Genomic DNA, 24153 nt, shown 5'->3' with positions numbered 1-24153 from the left:
TATATCCCTGAAAACCAGTCAAGTTTCAAGTTTGTAATCGTTAAATGTAGTGCAGTGTTGTATAGATTGTGAGGATGTCATGTTTGCAGCGGTCGATCTGGGTTCGAATAGTTTTCGGTTACATATTGGCAAATACAATGGTGATGCCATTCGCGTCATTAAGAGTGCGCGAGATCCCATTCGTCTGGCTGGAGGTCTCGATAGCAAAGGCAATTTGACCGAAGTAGCAATGCAGACTGCACTTGATTCTCTCGGGCGCTTCCGTACTATTTTAGAAGACTATCAACTCGAGGCGGTGCGTGTGGTTGCGACCAACACGTTACGCATAGCAAAAAATGCTGCTGCATTTTTACCCGCGTTAGAGGCAGCCATTGGTTATCCCATCGAAATTATTTCTGGTGAGGAAGAAGGTCGTCTGATTTATATGGGCGTCGCCAGCATGCTGCGTTTGCCGAATGAAAAACGGCTGGTATTGGATATTGGCGGTGGTTCTACCGAATTGATTTTGGGTCGTGGCCAGCAAATTGAACGGGTCGAATCGTTTGGCATCGGGACAGTGAATCAAAGTTTGGCGTTTTTCCCCAGCGGAAGCATCACCAGTGCGGCTTATGCCGCAGCAATTCTCTCTGCGCGCAGTCATTTTGAAGATGCCGCACCGCCTTATCGTCCACAAAACTGGACAAACGCTTACGGTTCATCGGGCACGATTCGCGCAATCGCAGAAACGATCGAAAAAAATAACCTCGGTGATCGACGCTTATCTTACAAAAGTCTGGAAGCGCTGAAAGAGCGGTTTATTGAAATGGGGCATGTCAGCCGGATTGATATGGTTGGTATGAAGCCGGACAGGGCGACTGTCATTGTTGGCGGCGTGGCTGTATTGAGCGGTTTGATGCAAGAACTGGGAATTGAAGTATTGACCCCGATTGAAGCCGGGTTACGCATGGGTGTCATGTGGGATCTGCAATTACGCGGCACGCGTCTGGATCGGCGCGAGCAATCCGTGCGTGATTTTGCGCAGCGCTTCCACGTAGATCAATTGCGCGCCAATCGCGTTGCGGAGACTGCCAGCACGTTGTTTAGCTTACTTAAGCCCAGCAATGACGTGCTTGAAAAGTATCTGCATTGGAGTGGTTTGTTGCACGAAGTCGGCCTGGTTGTATCGCAAAGTGGTTATCACAAACATGCTTCCTATCTGATTGCCAACGCTGATTTGTCAGGGTTTACCACAAGGGAACAAAAGACGATGAGTCATTTGATTCTGGGACAGAAGGGCAACTTACGGAAAATTAGTGAGAGTTTGCTTGACGCTGATTTCTCCAAAGCAGTTCTTGCATTGCGACTGGCGGTCATGTTTCTGCACTCACGGATTGAGGTTGACCTCGACGAACTACGCGTTAAGATGAAAAGCAAAATTGAACTCGACATTAAGCGCGAATGGGTCGCAGACCATCCGACTGCAACTTATTGGATGGAAAAAGAACGGGAATGGTGGCGTGAAATTGGCGTTGAATTTGCTATCAAGCGGATTTGAGCTGCCATTCCTTAACAGTCGGGAAGGCCGCCTAATTACCCTGCGGTAAATACCGATATTCATCGATTTAATGTCTGAATATTGGTTATTAATGACTGCGATCATTATCTTCTTTACTACCCCTATTTCAATTGATAAACCAGACCAATCTCCGAGACTGTAAAGCTTCTCGGAGTTGCCTCGCTGTTTGATTTCAACTTTCGGTGCGATTTAGCCTCAATTTCTCTGCTGTTACAGTCAGATAGCAATAATAATGATGTCTTTTGGAAACATAGGCTTGCTAATTTCAATTAAATTGCATATATTATTTATACTATTTAATTTTTGGAGTATTTATGGTTACCCGAGCACCCACCAAGCCAGCTATTGCAGTGACAAAAAAACCGGTAGTTAAAGCCGTCGTAAAAAAAACTGCACCCGTGAAATTGGTAGCGAAAGCCCCTGCGAAAACGCTAAAGGCCCCAAAAGCACCCATCACAGCAAAAAAAACCGTGACACCAAAAAAAGTAGCACCAAAAAAAGTAGCACCAGCAAAAACAGTTGCAGCGCCAGCTAAAAAGACCGCCATAAGCGCACCAGTTCTGCAAGTACCGAAGACTGTTGCAACGCCAATGAGCCCGGTTAAACCAGTCACTGAACCAAAAGTAAAAGCAAAGAAAGCCAAACTGGTCCGCGATAGCTTCACCATGCCGGAAGATGAATATCAAGTTCTGAGCGACGTCAAGAAGGCCTGCCTCAAGGCTGGCTTGGCAGTAAAGAAAAGCGAACTGTTGAGAATCGGCGTTGCGCTGATCAAAAACCTGGACAATGCTAAGTTGAAAGCCGCGATTGCCAGCTTGCCGTTGGTGAAAGCCGGACGTCCAAAAAAAGAGAAATAACCCGGGGTTGGGCTAAGTGGTATGCTTAGCGTTGATTGCCCAGTAATGTGAAGCATTACGATTAGCTATAAACCACACTGCAGATATAGCATAGCCATCATACAAAAAAATCCCGATATCACTATCGGGATTTTTTCATTCAAGATCAAGGCAGCAAGCAAGCCTGCTAAAACGACAAAGACAGTTTTTAAGCCTTTTTCAATTGCTCCCGAATCGGCAAATCGCGGATCCGCTTGCCAGTTGCGGCAAAGATCGCATTGCATAACGCAGGTGCAATCGGCGGCGTTCCGGGCTCTCCCACGCCACCTAACGCCATGTCATAGGCGTGTTGGACGATATGCACGTGGATATCCTTCGGCGCAGCGAGTGAACGCATGACTTCATACTCATGAAAGTTACCTTGCACTACCGCACCGTTTTTGAAGGTAATCTCACCGCTCATCGCCAGACTCAGGCCCATGATGCAGGCGCCTTCAACTTGCGAGCGGATACGATCAGGTGTGATAGCTGGCCCGCAATCGATAGCCACGTCAACCCGAGGAATACTGATCGTGCCATCATCGCTGACAGCAACCTCGATCACAGCCGCAACATAGCTCATAAAGCTATACGCGACCGCCAGACCCAATCCGTGTCCCTTGGCAACTTTACGTCCCCAACCAGCTTCACGCGTAGCGAGTTCCACCACATTACGCATGCGACCGGCGTCGAGCGGATAAAGCGTCGGCGATTCCCCATAGTTGGTGGTGTCGGACATGTCTTTCGGAGCGATTTTGCGTGCTGGTCCAATCAGTTCCAGCAAATATTCGCGATGATCACGCTTAGCCGCAGCAGCCAGTTCAGCAACGAACGATTGCACTGCAAAGGCGTGAGGAATGTTGTAGACGGAGCGGAACCAGCCAATACGGGTATGCGCCGGTACTGGCGGTGCTTCTACCCGAATGTTTGGAATCACGAAAGGAATATTGATTGCACTCATTCCCAGTTCGCCAGCCGATTCACCCATCGCGCCCAGGACGAAAGTAGATGAAATAGTCGGCGCAGCGCTACGATGCAACCAGGCTAGTGGCATGCCTTTATCGTCAAGCGTAGTTTCAAGATGTTCCAGCGATACAGTATGCAAATAGTCATGACGCAGATCATCTTCGCGGGTCCACGTCAGTTTTACGGGCTTGCCATCCATTGCTTTCGACAGCAGCGCGGCCTCTGCTGCGAAGTCTGGCTTCGATTTACGACCGAATCCACCACCGAGCAACGTAACATTGATTTTTACATCCTCGGGTTTCAAACCAAGGGTTCCGGCAACCGTCTTAAGCGTTGCCTGCGGATTTTGAACACAGGCCCAGATTTCACATTTGCCGTCAACAATGCGTGCAGTTGCCGCTGGCGGTTCCATGCTTGCATGGGCCAGATGCGGAATATAATATTCGGCTACTATCTGTTTTCCAGACTTTTCCAGCACAGCCATGGTGTCGCCGTCATTACGCATGACTTTGGCTGGTTTGCGTGCGGCTTCTTGCAGCGTTACCTTGAAGGTGGTTGAGTCATAAGCAGCATTTGGGCCGTCATCCCATTTGATCTTCAATGCCTCGCGGCCCTTGATCGCTGCCCACGTATTACTGGCGATGACGGCAATGCCGCCTAGGGGATTAAATAAGGCCGGTGGCGGACTGCCTTGCAATTCGACGATTCGGATGACGCCCGGTACCTTCATCGCATCAGCCGAGTCAAAGCTGGCGACTTTGCCACCAAATACTGGAGGACGCGCGATAACCGCATACACCATTCCATCTATCCGGGTATCGATACCGTATTGGGTATTCCCCGTAACGATATTTTGAAAGTCGACGCTAGAGAATTTGTCTTTGCCGATGTACCGAAACTGCGCCGAATCTTTCAGGCGAATGAGCGCGGGTGCTGGTAAAGGCAACTTAGCTGCATCGGCAGCCAATGAACCATAACTGAGTTTGCGACCGGATTTCGCATGATGAATCTCATGATTTTTGGCGCTGACTTCTGAGACTGGCACTTCCCAACGATTCGCTGCTGCGGTTTCCAGCATCAGACGCGCAGTGGCGCCCACCTGACGCATTGGCGTGAAAAAGTGGCGCATGCTACGGGAACCATCGGTGTTTTGATTACCGAAACGACTTTCGTCAGCATTTGCCTGGACCACACGGACGCGACTCCAGTCAGCCTCAAGCTCTTCAGCAACGACGAGCGGCAGACTACTACGGATGCCTTGGCCCATTTCCGAGCGATGGGCAACGATCGTTACGATGCCATTGGTTCCGATTGAAACAAAAACGAGTGGATTGTCGACTGTGGCGCCCGACATTGCCGCGCCACCATATTTTTTTTCTGGGACCGGTACATCAGCAGCGCTGACAAGGCCGTGAACACCCACGGTCAGCGCAAGACCAGTGAACGCACCGGCGCCTTTCAGCCACGATCGACGCGAGATGGTGTGTGCACCAGTCTGCGCAGCGCTAATTTCAATGGCTGATGTTGACTCAAAATGCGTTTCTTCATTATCAAAGGTTGCGCTCATTTTGCGACTCCATTATTGGCGGCGACTTGCTTGATGGCAGCTTTGATACGGGTGTAGGTACCGCAGCGGCAAATATTGCCACTCATTGCGTTGTCGATTTCTTCGTCTGTCGGTTTCGGTATGGTTTTCAGCAAAGCGCTAGCTGACATTATTTGTCCGGCCTGACAATAACCGCATTGCGGTACGCCGAGTGCAACCCAGGCTTGTTGAATCGCTTTGCCCAAACCATCGTTGGCGATCATTTCGATAGTGGTAATTTTTTTTCCTACCGCTGCACTGATTGGTGTCACGCATGAGCGTATCGGTGCACCATCAAGATGGACGGTGCACGCACCACATAGCGCCATTCCGCAACCAAATTTTGTCCCCGTTAAACCGACATTGTCGCGCAGTGTCCATAAGATCGGCGTGTCTTCTGGTAAGTCAACAGTATGTTGCTTGCCATTTATATTTAATGTTGTCATTTTGTTTTCCAACTTGAGATGTTTGCCTAATGATGGAGGTGGTCATGACCCAGCCAGTCCCTGGCATAGATGTTGATGGATTGTAATCTTGCTTTCGCTTTCATGTTGAAAAGTATGGGTTTTGCCGCTTTTTTGTTCTGTTATAAAACTGCTCGTATTGATTCGTCAGGGTTCTCGACGCAAACTTTCGCTTGCGCGCGACCCCATGCTGTAATATTCGCTCATCAAAAAATTTGCTTTCTGAGGATTCATGTCCGTATTTCAAAAACCGATCGTCATGCTCGATTTCGAGACCACCGGGTTGAGTCCTGCAATGGGCGACCGTATCACCGAAGTCGCAGCGTTACGAATAGTGGAGGGCAAAATAGTCGAGCGCTTCGTGTCGCTGGTTAATTGCGGTGTAGTGATTCCGTCGTTTATTTCGCAACTGACAGGTATCTCTCAAACAATGGTCAATAGCGCACCGCCGGTCTCTAAGGTGATCCCGGAACTCTTAAAGTTTATTGGTTGCGATGCGTTGGCGGCACACAATGCTAGTTTTGACGCAAAGTTTCTCTTGGCGGAGAGCGCTGCGCTGGATTTGCAGCCACGTTATAACGCATTGATTTGCTCGTTAAAATTGTCGCGCCGCGTGTTTCCGGGGATGACGAGCTACAAACTTGGATCGCTTGCGTCTGCGCTGCGGATTCCATTTCACGGCACAGCGCATAGAGCAGAAGCCGATGCTGAAGTATCCGCAAATTTACTACTTCATGTTGCTAAAAGCTTGTCGCAAACCTATCGTGTGTCATCGATAGATCCGGATTTGCTGGTATCGGTGAATAAGTTAACCGCTGCAAAGGTGCCAGATTTTCTGGCCCGACAATTATCAGGACGCGCTTGAGTGTTGAGTATTCAGTATTGATGAGTCTTGAGTCTTGAGTGTAAGAACTAAGCTCTGGCGAGTATTGCCGCTTCATAAACTGCGAAACGGTGGCATTCCACCATCGTGCGCCACCATCCACACTTACATTGAACTATCTGTAGCGAGCGAATGTGTGGCGTTTTTTGTTTTTGTCCTATTTCCTTTTACAACTCGGAAATAAAGCGCATCTTAAAACTGCGACCTTTAATATTGCCATTACTCAAGCTAGAAAAAGCGTGTTTTGCCATGCGACGCTCGAGTGCGACATACGTCATGAATTCAAATACGCTGATTTTTCCTACTTGATCTTTGGTCAGGCCAACATCGCCGGTCAGTGCGCCCAAGAGATCACCCGGACGTAGCTTGTCTTTTTTGCCGCCCATGATGCATAGCGTCACCATTGGCGCTTGTAGTGGTCCGCCTTCGGCAGGCTCTAGCGTAGCCAGATCAAACCAGGTGACCGGTCCTTTTTGATAGTCTTCAATTAGCTTGACCCATTTTTTTTCATTTGGCGCACACAGACTCAGCGCAAGGCCTTTGTCATGACCGCGACCAGTGCGGCCGATGCGATGAATATGCACTTCAGTATCCTTCGACACATCAACGTTGATTACCGCTCCCAAAGTCTGAATATCCAAGCCACGTGCGGCGACATCGGTAGCAACCAATACCGAACAACTTTGATTAGCAAACTGCACCAAAATCTCATCGCGTTCGCGCTGTTCAAGCTCACCGTATAACGCCAGCGCACTAAAACCCTGATCGCGCAATTCCGCGGCTAATTCGCGGCAATGAATTTTGGTGTTGCAAAAGGCAATTGTTGACACTGGTTTGTAATGATTCAGCAACTGTGCGACCGCTGCGTTACGGCCATCGTAAGAGACCTCATAAAAGCGCTGTTCAATCTGGCCCGAATCATGTTGGGCCTCGACTTTTACCTCAACCGGTTGGCGTAGAAATTCAGCACTCGCTTTGCGTATATCATCGGGATACGTGGCCGAGAACAGCAGCGTCTGACGGCGCTTCGGACAAGCACTGACGATTCCTGAAATTTCTTCGTAAAAGCCCATATCAACCATGCGATCAGCTTCATCCAGAACCAGGGTTTGCACTGTCGACAAATTGATGGTGCCGCGCCCGATATGGTCGCGTATCCGTCCAGGTGTGCCGACAATGATGTGCGCGCCGTGTTCCAACGACCCAATTTGTGGTCCCATCGGCGAGCCGCCGCAGAGGGTCAATATTTTGACGTTATCTTCCAGGCGTGCCAATCTTCGCAATTCTTTTGCTACCTGATCGGCGAGTTCACGGGTTGGACATAGAACCAGTGCCTGAATGGCGAAATAGGTTGGATTGAGTTTATGCAGAATCCCGATACCAAACGCGGCGGTTTTGCCGCTACCCGTTTTAGCCTGCGCTATCAAATCGCGTCGCTCCAGAATCACAGGCAGGCTTTGTGCCTGAATGGTCGTCATTTCGTGATAACCGAGACTGTCGAGGTTACGCAAAAGCGCTGGTGACAAGGGGAGATTGGAGAAAGAGGAAGTAGTCACGGTGGCGTTAGTCGACAGAAAGGGGGAGGGAAGTCTAACAGGCGCACCGGTTTAGGGCCAGATATGATGGCTTTTTTGATGTATTTTAATATCTAAAAAGCACTTAAGTGACGTTTATCGCATCCAAATCGAAAAATGCAAGCACAAAATAGGCGTTTTTATTTATATGTTCGATTTTTTCGATAATAGATATGAAAACTTTCCGTTTTTCTTTTGATTTGTTGTCGATCATAATTAGACCTATCGATGCATCAATAGGCGTTACTTAGGTAAGTGGTGACCATCATTGCGAAGCTATCGACATTATCGAAATAATCGTCAATTCAGAAACGGAGAGCATCATGTTACAAGTGCGTAAAAGCGGTGATCGCGGTGTAGCCGACCACGGATGGCTGCAATCCAGACATACATTTTCATTTGGTCACTATCAAGATGCGCAGCACACCGGTTTCGGCCCGCTATTGGTGATCAACGAAGACAGAGTTGCGCCAGGGCAGGGCTTCGGGACGCATGGTCATCGTGATATGGAAATTATTTCCTATGTGCTCGATGGTGCATTGGAGCACAAAGACAGTATGGGGACGGGCTCTGTATTGCACTATGGCGATGTACAACGGATGAGCGCAGGAACAGGCGTAAGGCATAGCGAATTTAATAGCTCACCTTCTGAAGCACTACATTTTTTGCAAATTTGGATAGAGCCAGACGTCAAAGGCATTCCACCTGGGTATGAGGAGAAGCATTTCACTCCAGCGTCCAAACAAGGTCAGCTACGCCTTATAGCGTCATCTGACGGGCGCGACGGGACGGTATTGATACATCAGGACGCTTGCATTTACGCCGGCCTTTTGGGTCCAAAAGATGCAATTTCACATGCTTTAGCGGCAGGACGTACTGGGTATATACACGTGATACGCGGTGCGGTTACGGTGAACGGGATCGCGTTATTCACAGGTGATGCACTGAAAATTTCAGATGAATCGTTAATCTCTTTAAGCGATGCAGAGGCGGCTGAAATATTGGTATTCGATTTGCCGTATTAACTCTTTACTTCATCAGATGCGTGATAAAAGTAATGCCTGAAGTGAATGTCATCTTGAGCGGCGGCCCGATGTACAATTATTATGAGACTTTAAAGCGCGAATCGACGGCATGAGGTCCAGCAGTCCGCGTTTTAAATACCCCAAAATAATATCGTTGGGCTTGTTTTGGGGGAAAAGGTCATTATATCAAGGTAATCTGGAAGCGCTTTTAGCTACGCAGGCGCAATGACCAATGGTTTTTATGAAACCTATTAGCGTTCAGTATGGCAATTTACCGGCTTCAGCAGTATTGACCTCATTGCTACCGAAGAGATGACGTTAGGCGAAAAGGCAATGGTCAGCGCGCTTTCCTATTCTCGGTGTACGATGACTGAATTAATTCCAGCCTGAGTTATTTAATCTGTTGGCAAGGCACGTCATGCACCTAATGGCGTGCTTTTTATATTGAAGTAACGCATCGATCTATGAGCACCCACATTACACCTTGTAACGCCGCAGCAGCCCAAATCCACGAATCACTGGAATACGTCACCTCTTGCGAACTGCCGACTCCTTGGGCTACATTTCAGCTCCACGCTTTTATCGATCATCCTTCTGGTAAAGAACATCTGGCACTCGTCTTAGGCGATGTAACAGACGGTTTGCCGGTTTTAGCCCGTATCCACTCGGAATGCCTGACTGGCGATGCGCTCTTTAGCCAACGTTGTGATTGTGGCGCCCAATTAGAAGGATCGCTCCAGCAAATTGCGGCAGAAGGGCGCGGCGCCATATTGTATTTGCGTCAGGAAGGACGTGGAATCGGATTAGTTAATAAAATTCGTGCTTACCGCATTCAGGATTCTGGTGCCGATACCGTCGAAGCGAATCAGCAATTGGGTTTTGCCGATGATTTGCGCCACTACGGTATGTGCGAGCCAATGCTGCAGCATTTGGGAATCAAGACATTGCGTCTGATGACTAATAATCCGCGCAAGATGGACGCACTTAAAAAGATGGGCGTGCCGGTAGTTGAGCGCATACCGTTGATTTTGAACAGAAATCCGTTTAATACCCGTTATCTGGATACCAAGTCGGCTAAATTAGGGCATTTTTTGCCAAATGAGGGCGCTGAACATCAAGATGAAAGTGTCTGAGAACGCACCTTGAGTGCACATTTATAAGATAGTTTATGCAGCGATATTTAGAACGGCGCACTGATTGTTTAATACCCGCGTTAGGCGTTGTTAGTGGTTAAAGGTTAAACCTAAAGACTAAACTTAGCCGATATTTTCTATGCGGCAATCTAGGTTTTCTATCAATCCATCTAATTCTTATTGGAGAGTGCCATGCGCAAATTTCTTTCAACAGCCTTATTAGGGAGTGCGATGCTAATAACATCGTTTGCCGCTAATGCCGGTGAAATAGCTTTTAGTCAAACTGCATTCGAAAAATTACAAGCTGAAGGCAAGCCCGCAATTGTTTATTTTCACGCGGACTGGTGTCCGACTTGCAAGGTACAAAAACCTATCGTTGATAGTCTGTTAAAGCAGCCGGATATGCAAAGTATCACTCTGCTTGTGGCGGATTACGATAAAGAAATAGCGCTCAAAAAAGTCATGCATATCAGTCAGCAATCGACCTTTGTTGTCTTCAAGGGTGGCAAAGAAGTGACGCGCGCGACCGGGCAGACCACCAAAGCAGCAATCCAGGCGACGTTTGCGCAAGCACTTTAATGGATTTTGGACTTGCTAGTTACGGTCTGAGTTTTGTGGCGGGTGTTTTGTCCATTCTGTCACCCTGCGTTTTGCCACTCGTCCCCATCCTGCTTACTTCAGCAATCACCGCACATCGATTTGGCGTGTTGGCACTTGCTGCTGGACTGGCACTCTCGTTTTCCCTATTAGGCGTATTCATAGCCGCCATTGGCGCATCAATTGGCTTAGGTCAAGATACATTTCGCCTGGCTGCCGCAATCTTGTTTATTTTGTTTGGGCTATTGATGGTGTCAGCGAGCTTGCAGCAACGTTGGTCTGCGGCGTTGGCTGGTATCGGAGGGTTGGCCAGTGATGTATTGTCCCGCGTGCAACTGGACGGTATTCCAGGCCAATTTGTTATAGGATTACTGCTTGGCGTGATATGGACTCCCTGTGTTGGACCAACTTTAGGAGCCGCAACAACGCTGGCTTCGCAAGGTAAGAGTCTGCCGCAGATTGCATTGCTAATGATCATTTTCGGGATCGGTGCCGGATTGCCTTTGATAGTACTCGGCATGGCGTCACGTGCTGGATTTGGACGCTTCCGCGGAAAATTACTCACCTTCGGTCAATATGGTAAAACTTTACTCGGCGTCATGATGATGATCGTGGGTGGATTAATGCTGAGCGGTCTGGATCGCGCTCTTGAAAGTTGGTTGCTATCTATCAGCCCAGATTGGCTAACCGTCTTGACGACAAGTATGTAGATGGGTTGCTAGAACAATACTTTGCTAAAGAAAGATATACCAATGACGAATACGCATTCTGGTGTTGATGGTAGCGATCCCGCTGAAATCATCAAAGAGATGCACTTGTATCTGGAAGATATTTTTCTCGGTCAACAATTTATATCCGCCTCGCATCAAATGACTGCGGAGGAAATCAAACGCTTTGCACATCAATTCGATCCTCAGCCGTTTCATTTGGACGAGGTTGCCGCCCAAGATACGTTCTTTGGCGGCTTGGCGGCAAGCGGTTGGCACACTGCGGCGATCACAATGCGCTTACTGGTAGAAAGCGGAATGCCGCTGGCTGGTGGCATTATCGGTGCGGGCGGAGAAATTACCTGGCCCAAGGCAACCCGACCCGGCGATGTGCTGCATGTAGAGAGTGAAGTAATATCTCTTACGCCATCGAGATCCCGTCCTGACCGCGGCATGATACAAGTTAGATCCCAGACAATAAATCAAAGCGGAGATGTTGTGCAATTATTGGTCGCAAAGCTGATGGTATGGAGCAAACAAGCTAAGGATTAACGACTGACAAAACATTCTCGGTCCCGATCTCTGTCGGCGTTGCCAAGTCTTGGATGCCGGTTTTTAGCGACGATCAATTCGGCATTACAAAAAACGAACTTAAGGTAATCCGTAGTGACCAATTCAACGACAAATGTGATCAAGGCCATGACGATCGAATCATGCACAACTGACGCATGCACCATTGAAACCTGCCTGGAAAAGTTAAGGGTACGTTTAGCTAACGGTCAACGCTTTATTCTTGGGATTGTTGGTCAGCCAGGCTCTGGTAAATCGACATTCGCACAAGCGCTCGTGGCGGGTTTGCATGGACGAGCGATAGTGGTGCCGATGGACGGATTCCATCTGGCAAACAAGGAATTAGTCCGTTTAAACCGGCAGAGTCGTAAAGGTGCCGAAGACACCTTTGATAGCGCCGGTTATGCCGCACTACTCAACAGGCTGCGTCATCAAGCCCAGGATGAGGTGATCTATGCCCCAGAATTCCGCCGTGAGATAGAGGAGCCGATTGCGAGCGCGATTGCCATATCCGCAGACATACAACTGGTGATAACGGAAGGAAACTACCTTTTACTGGACCGAGGCCACTGGAGCAAGGTTCCCGGCTTACTAGACGAAACCTGGTATTTAGCGATAGAGACCGATTTGCGGCAACAACGACTGATTGCGCGCCACATGCAATTTGGGCGTGATAAGCAGGCCGCGCAAGAGTGGGTACAACGGACGGATGAACCGAATGCTGTTTTAATTGAATCGACACAAGGGCGCGCCGACAGGGTGTTCAATTGGGTTGCTGGCGAAAGTGGCATTTCTCGCTGATCTGGCGGACGCGGTTGCGTCCGCTGAGCCGGTCAAGTTGTTTGTTGCATTTTTCAACGTGCCACTTTCTACCGCAATTTTCAAAAAAACATTTTTCTTAAAATTTATAAACTAACGTCAACTCTGGATAAACGCCGCTGCGGCCACCGCGACTGGCCGTCAGTACGCCAAACTCAGAAAAAATATGGGAGTTTGGTGTGTATCGGAATAGAAGAGAGGCGATCCGTTGATTGATGCCACTTTTATAATCATCATAGCGATAGCGGAAAATTGTCGATAAATCGCCGCGCCATTGATAGTTCAGGAAAATCAAACTTTTGCTGTGGATCGAGTTGTCCAGATCCGGGTTTGTTATATACGTAGCCGCGACTTGCATTTTTTGCGTCAGCATATATTCCACTCCCGCCTTTACCAAACTGGTCGTGCGCAGATCGCTAGTCGTAATCGGATTGTCATTAAGATCGCGCAGCGCCCCTGCACCAACTAATGTGGCAAAACGGGGCGTCCATTGAGAGTGAAGTTCCATCTCAAGTTTGGTTGAGTTATATGTCTGCTGCGTGGTTTTTAACGTGGTCGGCCGGTACGTGAATGTCAGCGAACCGACTTGCTCAGGGGTGATCGGATAACTATATCGAATGCGGTATTCATCGAACCAGTCGACAGCTGAAAAGTCCGTTATAGGGATTGAATAAGAATAATTAGATCGCCGATATCTGAATTCCAGAAAATTATTTAACGCGAAATAGTGTCTGTAAGTAGCCTTTTCATCTTTTCGTACATAGACGCCAAGACTCTCATCATTGACGTGTTCAAACTGAATATCCTCGCGCGAAAATAACGGTGTTCCGGCGCCATAAGTGGTGGTCCGAAACGCAAGATCCCTTTCGTAACTACCAAATATGCGTGGATTGGTGTCGCGTGCAAAATCGTAGGCAGCCTGTTTTACTTCGTCATCTTTCGGCCAGTGTTGTTGCGCGGCGGCATAATTTATTTTTGCCTGGTCGAAGTCATGATTTAATCGGTAGGTATTAGCGATTCCCAGCGCAGCATTTGGATCCTCCGGTTCAAGGGCTGCGGCTTTCTCGTAAGCTTGCCGCGATTCTTCCAGATGTCCCTCGAAGCGAAGTATCCGGCCAATGCCCCGCCATGCGTCCGCGTTTTTATTGTTTTTGGCGAGTTCGTCGCGATACGTCTGAATGGCTTGATTCCAATGGAATTCCTGAATCTCCTGATCCGCCTTTTCTGCATAGTTTTTTTCTTTTTGCTGCGGCACGACGTCAGTTTCGGCAGCTGATGCGACCATTGACAGACAAGCCAATAGTGCACCCCAAGACAACGTATTCCCCTTCGGTTTGAGCTTCATTGCTATATCCCTTGTCAAAGTATTTTTATCGTATTTTTTAGAAGCTTTTGTAGCTGAAATCTTCAGCGTGCGCCGGTGTTGTATGTCGTTTGTTAATGTGTAATACACACGCGACTTAGCGCCTGACTCACCATTCGTCACCCGATTTCCGAGTCAGACTTGATTCGTGTAATCCTTTCCAAGCTTGAGTTTTGCCAATGCGTCCCAGTGCGCATCGGTCAGATACTTTCCTGGCGTAATCCAGATATTAGTACTACCGCCTCGTCGGGCTGCACGTATAGAACGGGTAAGCTGATCTGCATCTATAGCGCCCTCCTTGTCATTCCATAATCCGATTGAATGCCAATAACGTTTTGCACCAAAATGACGACTAAGATATTTGGCTACTGTCCCTGTGACTTTAGGCGGCAAGCCATCCAGCGCAAAGTAATCCCACACCACCAACTGATCGACTAAAGGCAACAGCAAACGATAATCCTGACCGTTTTCAGTACTGTTGCGAGAGAGATCGTCACGACTCACACGGACATCAACTAACAGCTGTTTGCCGTAAGTGCGCGCAATTCTGGACAGTCGGGTAACAGATTTACTCACCTGTTCTGAGCGCCATTTTCCGATTGCCGGATGCAGTCGGTCTATTAATCCATTACCTTGCCGTGGCCAGTCACTCTGTCCAGACGCACTCGTGAATGCCTTGCGGCATCGTTCGTCATAGCAATGAACGTCGTAAAACAATTCGGTGATACAAATCGATTCAACTTCTGGCTTAGTGGCAAGCGCCCGAAATGCACCATCAAGTAATTCTCCATACTCTTCGTTCGCAAGGCACGTGGAGCAGACTATGTCGCGGCTTGCTTTTCCATTGATATCGACGGCGGCACAATGCGGATTGAGTTGTAGATAACGCGGCGCAAGCACGTCCAGCGTCACCGTTGTGGCGTAGCCCTTTGCAGCAAGCGAGGTGATCGTCTCGGCTAACATATCGACGTGCGATTCTTTTTGTTCTGGACTCCACCACTCCGTATTTCTATCCCATTTGTAATAGGTCCAGTCAGGTCGCCCTGCAGAAACGGCAACCCGATCAACGTGCTTTGCACCAGGCGATACCAGCAACGATTCCAAAGCCCTGCGCCAGTTGTTCCAATCCGAAAAGTGGATAGATACCGTCAGACTGCCCCCAATCGGTTTTTCTGGCTCGAACAATTCAGCGACCTCACTAAAATCGTCACCATCAAGCTGTATCACCGAGCTTACAACCGCCAAGCTGGCCACCGTGGCCCCACCCAATACCAACCGGCGTCGCCAGGGATCTTCGGGCGCAGCAATGGCGAGAGGATTTCTGCGCTCAAGTTTGTTCCAGTCTTCGTTATGGGCGCGTAATTCGGCCCAGATCGCGTAAATCACCACCGCGGTGTAAAAGTAACTCAACGGAAGCAGAACCATGGTGTAGGGCAAATACAGCAAGTCCCGCGGAGATTTATCTAATAGGATCGCCGTCACTGCGGCGATCAATAGCGACCCAAATCCCATGTATGCAACCCATTCCATGTTCTGCAGTTTGATGATACCGGCATGCATAGCGACGGGAAGCAGCAATAAACTCAGCATTTGCACAATCGGAACAATGATCATGTTGAACAAGTTCAGTAGCAAGTAGCCGCCGAATACACCGAATGTCGGACGGGCAATCATGTCCCGATGCAAAAAAATGATAGTGATATAACTTCTGACCCACCGTACTCTTTGTTTCCACAGACCACGCAAAGAGTGAGGGCACTCTGCGATCACCTTGGTACGTGCGCCATACACCACCCGCACACCGCAGCGATGCAGGCGAAAAGTAATTTCCAGATCCTCGCCCCATATCTCACGAAATCCTCCGATGGAGCGAAGAATGTCACTGCGCACCATACCAAGATTACCAGGGATTATGGGTAAAATTCTTGCCATTGAAAGAGCACGGCGTACCAGGCCTGTGCCTATATGTGAAGTCACCACCAGCATCTTCTGAAGCCACCCTTTAGGATTAAGCGGCGTGTCATTGCCACTCAATGCACCAATTGTAGGATCGGTAAAATACGCAACTCCGTTACCAATAGTATTTTTTTCAAATAAAGAGTCGGCGTCAGTAAACAAGATAATCTCACCGGTGGCGCGGGCAATGCCAGCGTTCAGGGCAGACGCCTTTCCACCGTTTTTTTTCTCCACATAACTAATCTGCCGATGGGCAATAAAAGGCTGAAGTTCGTGCGCTGTCCCGTCAGTTGATCCGTCATTGATGACGATCACTTCAAAATCGGGATAGTCGGAATCAAGGATTGACTGGATACTGGGATAAATTGTGCGCTCCTCGTTAAAAGCAGGTACAAGAACGCTTACCCGCGGCGTGTAATGGGCAGTTTTTGCCCTTGAGAAAAGCCGCCACTCCCAAAAAAGATAGGCGAACGCCAGGGGAAAATAAACGAGCGAAATGACACCGAAATAAAATGTAACGGCGCCAAATAGCAATATCGGAGTAAGCAGGAAATCGGTCATCCGCCCAGATATCCCAATGCATAAAGATCTACCATGGCATCGAAAATCTCCGGTGCTTTTTGGGTATGGGCGCCTATTCGCGCGTTGATCTCAAGAACATGCGCAACGCCATTGATATCGCGCCGAATATCCATATCAAGTGGACCGACTAACTTCAGAGTTCTAGCAGCGGAGAGGGCGAGATTGCGCACATCCGGTGCATTGACGCGTGTTACTTCCAGTGCGTTACCGGTACGTCCTTCCCGCAGGAGTGTTTTTTCGAAGATGACGGTTGTCACTTCCAGCGGTTGTTCTGGCGGAAGCATCATCAACACATCATATTCAGTGCCGGGCATAAATTCTTGCCATACAAGATTGTTGTCACCGGATTCAGCCAAGGGTGCGATTGGTCCATCATGTACCGCAACATCACGACCTCCCCGACCAACCCTGGGTTTGGATACGCACGGGAAGCCCAATCGCATCACTTCTGCCGAACCAGATTTGCCGATAGCACTCTTCGGTACAGCGACACCTGCAGCACCCAACGTTTGCGCCGTGCGCCATTTGTCGTCGCAAATGGCGACTGCCTCAGGATTTCCTACAAAAACCGCTATTCCGCGACGCCGATACAGGGCCGCGCGCTCGGCAATGAGAACGAGTTCCTCCTGTACTGTCGGAAAAAGCCAGCCTATATCGTGAGCAGCCAATAATGCATCCAACTCATCGATATAGCGAGGGTCGCGGACTGGCGGGACTAAGAAGAAAGCATCAGCACAGTGCTCGACTGGAACCATATCGACGGCGATCACGCGAAATCCCTTGTTCTTGAGCACGTGCATCGCAGCTTTACCGGAAAGGCCGCCGACGCCGGTGACCAAAACGTTTTTTGTTTGTCTCATCTTTGCCTCTGAAGGACCTGATTTATATCGTCAAGCCGTAAATCTGATGGCTTCGAATGCTTCAGCTGCGCGCAGACGTGCCTGACTTCCGCGCACTCTCGCTAAGCTTTGTACGATATCCTCTTCCATATATGGACGGGATAGGGTTTGACTTGCGTGACACTTCAACGCTTTAATTTTTTGTTCGAGATACAGGGAAACGTCGATAAAATAATTAGGCCGGAAATCGGGTGGCGTATTGGGGTTTTCGTAGCAAAGCATGGTCGGCACACGACGCGCTGCCTCCAGCGATGCCAGATAAACAGCATGATGATCAGCATGCAGATCATGGCGATTATGGGTAAATATCAAATCAGGATGAAGTTGGCGAGTGACTTCTTCAATCACGCGTTTAAGGTCATCCTGGCGGGTGCCTAATTTGGTGTCAGGAAATTCCAGCACAGTCAAACTATCAAGTTGCAGCACACGACCACCTTTTTCGGCTTCTTTTCTTCGTGGATTACCATTTTTTGCAGCGGCACCGTAGACGCCACCTTCGCCGACCGAAAATACAATGCCATGTGTTTCATGCCCTTCGACCTTGTAGCGTAGCAACGCCGCGCCGCAACCTAACTCGATGTCGTCGGGATGCGCACCAATGGCGAGAATGATCAATTTTTTGTTGGACTTCGTGATGCACCGAATCAACCAGATCAGGTTGAAAATGACGAACGCCAAAATGATGAACCCGATCAGTTCAAGTGCATACAGCACTGCTGATCCACTCGACGTTAGTTTGGCAAACTCAAACACGCTATTGGTTGGCAGCAATACAGCAAGAATAGGCAACGTACCCATCACGCGCCGCGCCGGGGGACGCAACCCTGACAACTCCAAACGGAATCGGTAGAGTTGATAAGCCACGAGTAACAAAATGGCTGAGAAAAAACACAGAAAGATTGGTTCTTGGGAGGAAAACATTGCTTTTCCTTTTTAGTTTTTATGAAAACCAAGACTACCGAAACTGCTAACTTACTTTCATCGTTCTGATCTCCCTATGATCCGCCCGACGAAATACTCCAGATAGCAACCATTGATTGAATCTACTAAAGATTAACGCTACTAAACCCAAATAAGGTTATCTTCTTAATAAGATATTATAAAAACACTACTTTGTCTAGACTAGATTTTATCTGAAAATATCCACATAAATGATGCGCGAAAAATGGGACAGAAAATGTGTTCAAGAGGGAGTTTTGAACTGCGTAAAACTTTCATTCGTCTTACGAAAATTCAATATAAGCAAAGCGCGTAGAATGAGAATGAGGCATCTGACTTGGGCCAGCGATTGAGTAGACTACGAACGAAAACATTTTCTGCCAGCAGTCTTAGCTGAAAATCAAACCTTGGACTAGGGTCAGAGATATAAGCTGGTATCCCAAAAATTGAGGAGGCTATATGTCACAAACAGTGGTTGGTGTTTTCGATAATTATGAAATCGCTCAAGACGCTCAGCGGGCGCTGATATCATCTGGTTTCGAGGCTTCCAACGTACATGTTCGCATGCACGAAGCGCATATGTCGTATCGATCGCATGAATCAGATGTTCCCGCATCCGATAAGAAGCGCCGCGCTGTTGCTGGTGTCGCAGATAACCTTCGAGATCTTCTTGTTCACCTATTTGGTAGCCATCATGAAGACATTGGCCATTATTCTGAGGCGGTTCGGCGCGGCCACGCGGTGGTGGCGATTACGGTAGACGATGATGCGCTGGTGCCGATAGCGCAATCAGCCTTGCGCAATGCGGGTGCGTTAGATATCGAAAAACAAGTTGAAGGGTGGCGTCAAGATGGGTATAGCGGCTTCGATGCGGCGGCACGGCCTTATACGCCTGAGGAAGTGCTCGCAGACAGAGCCAAAATCAGGCCTGCGCTGGAGGACAACCCCGACATTGCGCAACAGTCCGAAAAAACAGAAGAGGCGGAAAGCTTTCCGTCACGTGCATACCCGTTCCAGCTGGTACAAACGCCCTATGACGACATTATGGGAAAATCAGGCGGCGTGAATGCTGGCGGCGCGGCTACCGAACCCACTGACACGCGCTAAAAACGTGGGGTCTGAAATTGCGAACACAGCGGACGCTATTGGCGTCCGTTTTATGTTTAAGCGCCGTCATGATCTTGATGATCACTTCTCCGCAATGCCAACTCACTAATTTTTTACGTTTGCATGCCACATTATCGGACAGGTCTACGTATCGTTTACCGATCTTGCAACTGTATGGCAACTGTATAACGACGGTGATGATGCATCTCATCAAATTACCCTGTCAAAATAATAGGTCCCACGGTATATTTATTGTCACAAGAAAACAATAGAAAGAGCCGCATGCGAACGAAATCGAATGTCGTTGTAGCCGCCAGTTTGCTGACAATGTTAACTCTCCATGGCGGGTTTGCCATTGCTGCCGCTAAGACACCTAAGACACTCGTTTTCTGCTCGGAAGGCAGCCCTGAAGGGTTTGATCCGCAGCTTTATACAACGGCTATTTCATTTCAGGCTTCATCAGTGCCAGTGTTCGATCGATTGGTGGCCTTTGAAATAGGGACCACTAAAATTCAACCTGCATTGGCAGAATCCTGGAAAACATCTGCTGACGGTCTGACTTACACTTTTCAATTGCGTCGAGGTGTCAAGTTTCAGGGTAATGCCCGATTTACCCCGACGCGTGATTTTAATGCCGATGACGTCGTGTTTTCCTTCAACCGTATGGGCGATCCCAATCATCCGTTCCACCAACTCCCGGCAGGGCAGAGCTTTGCCTATTACCTGGATATGGCGATGGATAAAATCATCGATAAGGTGGAGAAGCGAGATGACTACACCGTTGTGTTTACGCTAAAGCATCCAGAAGCACCGTTCATTGCCAATTTAGGGATGGATTTTGCCGCAATTATGTCGGCCGAGTACGCCGAAAAAATGAAGGCACTCGGCATGCAGGAAATCATTAATCGCGAACCACTCGGTACCGGCCCGTTTCAGTTTGTGTCATATCAAAAGGACGCCGTGATCCGTTACAAGGCTTTTGACGGCTATTGGGGTGGACGTCCCAAACTCGATAACCTGATCTACGCCATCACACCGGATGCATCGGTCCGGTACGCTAAACTAAAAGCTAACGAGTGTCAGGTCATGACCTTGCCAAAACCAGCGGATGTCCCTTTGATGAAGGCTAATCCAGACGTCACGGTACTGAGCAAAGAAGGCTTAAACGTTGGCTACATCGCCTTTAATGTGGAAAAAAAGCCATTCGATAACAAGTTGGTCCGTCAGGCCTTGACTATGGCGATTGATAAGACCGCCATAGTTAATATTGTCTATCAAGGCGCAGGACAATCGGCAAAAAATCCGATCCCACCGACGCTCTGGTCCTACAACGATAAGGTTGTCGACGTTGTTTATGACCCGATTAAGGCCAAAGCGCTATTAACCAAGGCAGGTTATCCGAATGGTGCCGAGGTAGAATTATGGTATCTCCCCGTTACCCGTCCGTACAATCCCGATGGCAAACGTATGGCAGAATTAATCCAGTCGGATTGGGCAAAAATCGGGATCAAAACCAAGCTTGCTACTTACGATTGGGCGGAATATGTTAAGCGCAGCAATCAAGGTGAGCAACAGGTCATGATGTACGGCTGGAATGGCGACAATGGCGACCCGGATAATTTTTTTGCTACATTGTTGGGTTGTGACAGTATTAAAGGCGGCGGCAACAAAGCGCGCTGGTGTAATCCTGCCTTTGAGACGCTGATACAAAGCGCCAAGCGCACACCACATCAGGCCGAGCGCGCAATACTTTATGAGAAAGCGCAACTTATTGTGCATGAAGAAGCGCCCTGGATTTCCATCGCACATGCAGTACGTTATGCAGCCATCCGTAAAAACGTGATCGGATTCAAAATGTCTGTGTTCAGTGAATATGAATTCCAACATGTTGATTTAACGCAATAGACCTATTGCGAGCGTTTTATTGGCATGAAATGTGATGCTTGGGAAGTGTGACATTCGCACCTCCTCGCGCAATACAAGCATGGGGCGTGGGATTGATGAACTAACGTGCCTCCCCACTACGGCGCAAATTTTCACTCAAATAGTGCATTCATAAAGCTAGAATGGGGCGTATTACAGCTATCTACTCAGCTAAAGTCGCACCTAAGCCGTTTGCTTAAGGCCACTAATCAACTGATCAACTAATCAACTAATCGACCAATGCAATGATCGTGAGTTGGCTAAAGTCCGTCGATGAGTGTGATACATCATCAAAAATCAATACAAATAACCACTACATCGATTTTGCTGGAACAATGCTTGCTTAGTGTTAAGTTTACCCATTCGATATAACTGCCCCATGATGAACCTCGCAAAAGTCTTTTTGGTCGGTGCCGGTCCCGGCGATCCTGATTTGCTGACTTTAAAAGCAGTCAAAGCAATTGCCAGCGCCGATGTGATTTTGGTCGATGATCTGGTCAATCCCGCCATACTCGAGCATGCTAAGTCTGATGCCAGGATCGTGCATGTCGGCAAGCGTGGTGGGTGCAAATCCACGCCGCAAGCTTTTATCGAGCGCTTGATGATTGCCGAGGCACAAGCCGGGCAATGCGTCGTCAGGCTAAAAGGTGGCGATCCCTTTATGTTTGGCCGCGGCGGAGAGGAGCGTGACCATCTCATGGCGGCTGGGATTGCTGTCGATGTAATCAATGGCATTAGTAGCGGTTTGGCAGCGCCGTCCTCAATTGGCGTACCACTCACCCATCGTGACTGGAGCCAAGGCGCGATCTTCATAACCGGTCACGGCAAAACGCCCGAATCCAATCCGGATTGGGCGTTACTGGCCCAAACCGGCCTGACGCTGGTGATATACATGGGCGTGGCCCGCTGCAATGAAATACAAGCTGCGCTGATGGCTGGTGGCAAGGCCGCATCGACTCCGGTAGCGGTGATTCAGTCGGCTACCATGGACGCGCAATCGCAACTCATTACCACGTTGGGCGAGTTACCGGCTGCATTGGCAGCCGCGCAACTCGGCAGTCCCAGTATTATTGTCATCGGAGATGTGGTGCGGTGCGCGATGAACACGGTGGCTTCTGACCTGGTTGATCATTTCGATCAATCTTTGGCGCAATATTCTTAGCAACTCATCTCAACACTCCACCAAAGTCACATCCTTGTTTCGGGAGCGGCAATCGCCATAGCCGCCATATGCAGACCAGCGATGCGTTTGAAGTCATCTGAGATACGGTGATCTTTGCACACCTTATTCCAAAATTGATTAGCAAGGTTCGCCGCAACCGGCAACTGACGTAAGTCGAGGCGATCCAAACCGGATAAAGTGAATGTGCGTTCTATCACTTCGCCTTGTGCATTTGGCCGATACATCATCGGCAGCATGTCGTAACATGGCCTCAAGGCAAAAAATCCCTCCACCGTCCAGGACAAAGAGAGATTACCCGGATGACGATCAGTATTACCAATTAACGCGCCGTAGACGTCCAGTAACTGGATCACGACCAAGTCAGCCTGAGATAACTTTTTCCGATTAGCGAGCATCGTCGCGACAAATGACCAGGTTTTTTCAGCGGCTCCCGTTTCACCGATCAACCCCGACAACGATATCATCGGCGTTCGTCCAGCCGTGCCGATACGATCAAAGCGGACAGACTCCAGAAACACGCGATTGCCAGCAACTAAAATGCTGGAAGCGGCAGCCGGTATGCCATTTTCGCGCAACATCGCGATCGCCAGATGTTCGGCAATCAGCAGATCGCCCCAACGTCGACCACCGGCCGTGCGAATGTCGGGAGAAAATTTGACGATCACCGCCGACGGTGAATCATCCGTGCCGCGTACAATAGCGGTAGTGAATTTGGGTTGCTCGCCTCCCGCAGATGAGCCAACAGCCTCACCTTTTAATGCACGTTCTGCTAATTCAGGATAGCGCGTGTCGCGGTCAGCCTCTGCAAGCAGATTGCTTTGCGTATCCGAATTGTCCCCCAGGAAGCGGCGGTAGGATTCATTACCAACGACAAGATCGCCCATATTATCTTCGCCGCGTCGGGCTAAATAATACAGTGCGTCGTCATCCGTCCATTCCAGAATGTCTTCTGGCAGATGCAAATCAGCGTTTTCGCGCGGTGCCATGCGCCCCAAAAAACCTTGTGGCCGACTATCCTGTAGGAAATACGGCAATCCTTCGCAGGTAAAGACGCTTTTGTTGCCTGTAAATTGGTACGCGTACCAATGACCTGATAAAACGGTGAGTTGCGCGAAGTCTTCAGGATGTCCATCGGCATTGATACGAAAAATAGGCAGCGACGGGCCAACATCACGAATGGTACGTGCCAGCCCGTACATGGTCGCCCGTGCAGCGCCGATTGCAAGAATGTCGTTGCCAGCGGTCGGCCACAACCGTGAAAACGTCGGCTGGCTGATACCAAGTGCGGAAGAAAGCGTCTTCGCATCAGTCGGTTCCTTAGCAAGAAGTTGGCGCAGCGCCGTTATCTGATTTTTTTTGTTATTGAATAACATATGAATAGATATTTAATAAAAATTATAAGAATAAAAATGTCATTTTTTATAGTTTAATTGAATATCTAATGAATA

21 protein-coding genes are annotated in these 24153 nt (G+C 48.8%); 12 read left to right on the top strand and 9 right to left on the bottom strand.

All coding sequences use genetic code 11. The features are described from left to right. The first annotated feature begins 79 nt into the window (after nt 1-79). On the top strand, nt 80-1534 hold the full coding sequence (locus tag RGU75_RS19435) for a Ppx/GppA phosphatase family protein (RefSeq protein ID WP_322238761.1): 1455 nt from the start codon (nt 80-82) through the stop codon (nt 1532-1534). 313 nt (nt 1535-1847) lie between these two features. Here the strand turns inward: RGU75_RS19435 and RGU75_RS19430 are convergent, their stop codons facing one another. Then, nucleotides 1848-2102, bottom strand: a complete 255-nt coding sequence (locus tag RGU75_RS19430) for a hypothetical protein (RefSeq protein ID WP_322238759.1) — start codon at nt 2100-2102, stop codon at nt 1848-1850. A gap of 43 nt (nt 2103-2145) precedes the next feature. Between RGU75_RS19430 and RGU75_RS19425 the strand changes: the two genes are divergently transcribed. Further along, complete coding sequence (locus tag RGU75_RS19425) at nt 2146-2412, top strand: hypothetical protein (RefSeq protein ID WP_322238757.1); 267 nt, start codon at nt 2146-2148, stop codon at nt 2410-2412. Between the two features lie 187 nt (nt 2413-2599). Here RGU75_RS19425 and RGU75_RS19420 read toward each other — a convergent pair whose 3' ends face one another. Both RGU75_RS19420 and RGU75_RS19415 read right to left on the bottom strand, forming a co-directional pair. Next, nucleotides 2600-4963: a xanthine dehydrogenase family protein molybdopterin-binding subunit gene (locus RGU75_RS19420; RefSeq protein ID WP_322238755.1), complete on the bottom strand. Its 2364-nt coding sequence runs from the start codon at nt 4961-4963 to the stop codon at nt 2600-2602. Beyond that, nucleotides 4960-5427, bottom strand: a complete 468-nt coding sequence (locus tag RGU75_RS19415; protein ID WP_322238753.1) for a (2Fe-2S)-binding protein — start codon at nt 5425-5427, stop codon at nt 4960-4962. The genes RGU75_RS19420 and RGU75_RS19415 overlap by 4 nt, the downstream gene beginning before the upstream one ends. A gap of 250 nt (nt 5428-5677) precedes the next feature. Between RGU75_RS19415 and RGU75_RS19410 the strand changes: the two genes are divergently transcribed. Further along, nucleotides 5678-6310, top strand: coding sequence for a 3'-5' exonuclease (locus RGU75_RS19410; protein WP_322238751.1), 633 nt, complete (start codon nt 5678-5680; stop codon nt 6308-6310). Nucleotides 6311-6495: 185 nt separating this feature from the next. On the opposite strand, the gene dbpA is transcribed toward RGU75_RS19410, so the two are convergent. Then, nucleotides 6496-7884, bottom strand: a complete 1389-nt coding sequence (gene dbpA, locus RGU75_RS19405; protein ID WP_322238749.1) for an ATP-dependent RNA helicase DbpA — start codon at nt 7882-7884, stop codon at nt 6496-6498. A 341-nt stretch (nt 7885-8225) separates the two neighbouring features. Between dbpA and RGU75_RS19400 the strand changes: the two genes are divergently transcribed. From RGU75_RS19400 to RGU75_RS19375, 6 genes are all read left to right on the top strand, one after another. Then, entirely contained in the window at nt 8226-8927 is a 702-nt protein-coding gene (locus RGU75_RS19400) for a pirin family protein (RefSeq protein WP_322238747.1), read from the top strand. A 464-nt stretch (nt 8928-9391) separates the two neighbouring features. After that, complete coding sequence (gene ribA, locus RGU75_RS19395; protein WP_322238746.1) at nt 9392-10060, top strand: GTP cyclohydrolase II; 669 nt, start codon at nt 9392-9394, stop codon at nt 10058-10060. A gap of 192 nt (nt 10061-10252) precedes the next feature. After that, the gene (locus RGU75_RS19390; RefSeq protein WP_322238744.1) at nt 10253-10639 is read left to right on the top strand and encodes a thioredoxin family protein; all 387 of its coding nucleotides are present in this window, start codon (nt 10253-10255) and stop codon (nt 10637-10639) included. Next, entirely contained in the window at nt 10639-11367 is a 729-nt protein-coding gene (locus tag RGU75_RS19385; RefSeq protein WP_322238742.1) for a cytochrome c biogenesis CcdA family protein, read from the top strand. The genes RGU75_RS19390 and RGU75_RS19385 overlap by 1 nt, the downstream gene beginning before the upstream one ends. 99 nt (nt 11368-11466) lie before the next feature. Beyond that, nucleotides 11467-11916 (top strand): MaoC family dehydratase, encoded by a 450-nt coding sequence (locus RGU75_RS19380; protein ID WP_322240673.1) that lies wholly within the window; start codon nt 11467-11469, stop codon nt 11914-11916. Between the two features lie 147 nt (nt 11917-12063). After that, complete coding sequence (locus tag RGU75_RS19375; RefSeq protein WP_322238740.1) at nt 12064-12735, top strand: nucleoside/nucleotide kinase family protein; 672 nt, start codon at nt 12064-12066, stop codon at nt 12733-12735. Nucleotides 12736-12832: 97 nt separating this feature from the next. Here the strand turns inward: RGU75_RS19375 and RGU75_RS19370 are convergent, their stop codons facing one another. The 4 genes from RGU75_RS19370 to RGU75_RS19355 all read right to left on the bottom strand — a co-directional run bounded on the left by RGU75_RS19370 (nt 12833) and on the right by RGU75_RS19355 (nt 18474). Next, nucleotides 12833-14098, bottom strand: coding sequence for a tetratricopeptide repeat protein (locus RGU75_RS19370; RefSeq protein WP_322238738.1), 1266 nt, complete (start codon nt 14096-14098; stop codon nt 12833-12835). 153 nt (nt 14099-14251) lie between these two features. Beyond that, complete coding sequence (locus tag RGU75_RS19365) at nt 14252-16633, bottom strand: glycosyltransferase family 2 protein (RefSeq protein WP_322238736.1); 2382 nt, start codon at nt 16631-16633, stop codon at nt 14252-14254. Further along, complete coding sequence (locus RGU75_RS19360) at nt 16630-17514, bottom strand: ATP-grasp domain-containing protein (protein ID WP_322238734.1); 885 nt, start codon at nt 17512-17514, stop codon at nt 16630-16632. The genes RGU75_RS19365 and RGU75_RS19360 overlap by 4 nt, the downstream gene beginning before the upstream one ends. 30 nt (nt 17515-17544) lie before the next feature. After that, nucleotides 17545-18474: a PIG-L deacetylase family protein gene (locus RGU75_RS19355; protein WP_322238732.1), complete on the bottom strand. Its 930-nt coding sequence runs from the start codon at nt 18472-18474 to the stop codon at nt 17545-17547. A 477-nt stretch (nt 18475-18951) separates the two neighbouring features. On the opposite strand from RGU75_RS19355, the gene RGU75_RS19350 reads away from it, so the two are divergent. From RGU75_RS19350 to cobA, 3 genes are all read left to right on the top strand, one after another. Next, nucleotides 18952-19599 carry a hypothetical protein gene (locus tag RGU75_RS19350; RefSeq protein WP_322238730.1) on the top strand — a complete coding sequence of 216 codons (648 nt, stop codon included), beginning with the start codon at nt 18952-18954 and terminating at the stop codon, nt 19597-19599. 282 nt (nt 19600-19881) lie between these two features. Further along, entirely contained in the window at nt 19882-21504 is a 1623-nt protein-coding gene (locus tag RGU75_RS19345; protein ID WP_322238729.1) for an ABC transporter substrate-binding protein, read from the top strand. Nucleotides 21505-21901: 397 nt separating this feature from the next. Next, nucleotides 21902-22684, top strand: coding sequence for a uroporphyrinogen-III C-methyltransferase (gene cobA, locus RGU75_RS19340; protein WP_322238727.1), 783 nt, complete (start codon nt 21902-21904; stop codon nt 22682-22684). A 26-nt stretch (nt 22685-22710) separates the two neighbouring features. Here cobA and yjjJ read toward each other — a convergent pair whose 3' ends face one another. Further along, the gene (gene yjjJ, locus RGU75_RS19335; protein ID WP_322238725.1) at nt 22711-24078 is read right to left on the bottom strand and encodes a type II toxin-antitoxin system HipA family toxin YjjJ; all 1368 of its coding nucleotides are present in this window, start codon (nt 24076-24078) and stop codon (nt 22711-22713) included. Between the last annotated feature and the right edge of the window lie 75 nt (nt 24079-24153).

Origin of the sequence: Glaciimonas sp. CA11.2 (assembly GCF_034314045.1) — a bacterium.
Classification (GTDB): domain Bacteria; phylum Pseudomonadota; class Gammaproteobacteria; order Burkholderiales; family Burkholderiaceae_D; genus Glaciimonas.
This window is presented reverse-complemented; position numbering and strand designations above follow the sequence as displayed.

What these genes read in the sequence shown, in the direction of transcription:
- RGU75_RS19430 (WP_322238759.1), bottom strand. Translation starts at nt 2,102, where the DNA reads ATGGCGGTCTTTTTAGCTGGCGCTGCAACTGTTTTTGCTGGTGCTACT.
- RGU75_RS19370 (WP_322238738.1), bottom strand. Translation starts at nt 14,098, where the DNA reads ATGAAGCTCAAACCGAAGGGGAATACGTTGTCTTGGGGTGCACTATTG.
- RGU75_RS19350 (WP_322238730.1), top strand. Translation starts at nt 18,952, where the DNA reads ATGTCACAAACAGTGGTTGGTGTTTTCGATAATTATGAAATCGCTCAA.
- RGU75_RS19420 (WP_322238755.1), bottom strand. Translation starts at nt 4,963, where the DNA reads ATGAGCGCAACCTTTGATAATGAAGAAACGCATTTTGAGTCAACATCA.
- ribA (WP_322238746.1), top strand. Translation starts at nt 9,392, where the DNA reads ATGAGCACCCACATTACACCTTGTAACGCCGCAGCAGCCCAAATCCAC.
- RGU75_RS19380 (WP_322240673.1), top strand. Translation starts at nt 11,467, where the DNA reads ATGCACTTGTATCTGGAAGATATTTTTCTCGGTCAACAATTTATATCC.
- RGU75_RS19390 (WP_322238744.1), top strand. Translation starts at nt 10,253, where the DNA reads ATGCGCAAATTTCTTTCAACAGCCTTATTAGGGAGTGCGATGCTAATA.
- RGU75_RS19355 (WP_322238732.1), bottom strand. Translation starts at nt 18,474, where the DNA reads ATGTTTTCCTCCCAAGAACCAATCTTTCTGTGTTTTTTCTCAGCCATT.
- RGU75_RS19425 (WP_322238757.1), top strand. Translation starts at nt 2,146, where the DNA reads ATGAGCCCGGTTAAACCAGTCACTGAACCAAAAGTAAAAGCAAAGAAA.
- RGU75_RS19360 (WP_322238734.1), bottom strand. Translation starts at nt 17,514, where the DNA reads ATGAGACAAACAAAAAACGTTTTGGTCACCGGCGTCGGCGGCCTTTCC.
- RGU75_RS19435 (WP_322238761.1), top strand. Translation starts at nt 80, where the DNA reads ATGTTTGCAGCGGTCGATCTGGGTTCGAATAGTTTTCGGTTACATATT.
- RGU75_RS19415 (WP_322238753.1), bottom strand. Translation starts at nt 5,427, where the DNA reads ATGACAACATTAAATATAAATGGCAAGCAACATACTGTTGACTTACCA.
- RGU75_RS19375 (WP_322238740.1), top strand. Translation starts at nt 12,064, where the DNA reads ATGACGATCGAATCATGCACAACTGACGCATGCACCATTGAAACCTGC.
- RGU75_RS19400 (WP_322238747.1), top strand. Translation starts at nt 8,226, where the DNA reads ATGTTACAAGTGCGTAAAAGCGGTGATCGCGGTGTAGCCGACCACGGA.
- RGU75_RS19410 (WP_322238751.1), top strand. Translation starts at nt 5,678, where the DNA reads ATGTCCGTATTTCAAAAACCGATCGTCATGCTCGATTTCGAGACCACC.
- RGU75_RS19385 (WP_322238742.1), top strand. Translation starts at nt 10,639, where the DNA reads ATGGATTTTGGACTTGCTAGTTACGGTCTGAGTTTTGTGGCGGGTGTT.
- yjjJ (WP_322238725.1), bottom strand. Translation starts at nt 24,078, where the DNA reads ATGTTATTCAATAACAAAAAAAATCAGATAACGGCGCTGCGCCAACTT.
- cobA (WP_322238727.1), top strand. Translation starts at nt 21,902, where the DNA reads ATGATGAACCTCGCAAAAGTCTTTTTGGTCGGTGCCGGTCCCGGCGAT.
- RGU75_RS19345 (WP_322238729.1), top strand. Translation starts at nt 19,882, where the DNA reads ATGCGAACGAAATCGAATGTCGTTGTAGCCGCCAGTTTGCTGACAATG.
- RGU75_RS19365 (WP_322238736.1), bottom strand. Translation starts at nt 16,633, where the DNA reads ATGACCGATTTCCTGCTTACTCCGATATTGCTATTTGGCGCCGTTACA.